General features: G+C 47.6%; 1 protein-coding gene. It reads right to left on the bottom strand.

Annotated elements, in window-relative coordinates:
* Positions 1-28: 28 nt before the first annotated feature.
* Positions 29-850 (bottom strand): hypothetical protein (locus GTN70_09195; GenBank protein NIO17159.1); only part of this gene is annotated, 822 nt, incomplete at its 5' end.

The raw sequence follows: 850 nt of genomic DNA on the forward strand, positions 1-850 counted from the left end.
CAGATTATCGTGGTTACATATCGCTTTTCTAAAATTTCCAGATAAGTCTGAGGGTCGTCCTTGTCCCTTCCGGTCTGTTTTCGGCCGCGCTTTCGATTGCCGTCTTCAGACCGATGGCGAGTTTGCCCGGGGGGGACCAGAAAATGGCCGGCCCGATGGCGAATACCTGCTCCTCTTCTGTGATAAATCCGAAGGGCGGACTCACCGGTCCTCCATCGACACCGTCTTTCTCGAGTTGTTTTAAATAGTATCCGGCAACGGCAATCCTCAGATCCTTGACCACTTCATATTCAAAGGAGTAGTTGAAGTGGAACACGTCACCCGGTTCGATACTGTCAACACCAAATCCGACGAATGGATCGTCGTTTTCTCCATTGAATGTGTAATGAATTCTCCAACTCGTAGAGAACTTGGGGGTAAAGAAGAGGGTGAAGGCGTAGTAGGGTTCTATCGTGTAGATGTTCCAACCAGGATTTAGAATAAAGTTATTATTGTATGCCCCAACAGGAAAAATAAATTGAAGTTCGAACCGGTGGAGGTAGGGAAGCCCGAACAGTTTATGATTGAACCACTGGATGAACGGTCCCACCAGAATGTCTCCGAAGTGATTCGGATTTGAGCTGAGACCGAAGCCATTCAGGCCATTGGTGTTGATAGTAACCACCGGCAGTATCGATTCGATGCCGAGGTGTCCATTCAACACTTTGTAGTTTGATACGTAGATAAGCTGGTTGAATGATATGAGAGCATCCAGCTTTTCACCATTCAAAATGGCAAGGTCATTACCGCTCCCATCCTTGAACGTGGATGCTTCATAGGCCTGAATGTACTCGAAGAAGTAGAGCCCCGG

Source organism: Deltaproteobacteria bacterium, from assembly GCA_011773515.1.
Lineage (GTDB): Bacteria > Desulfobacterota > Deferrimicrobia > J040 > J040 > WVXK01.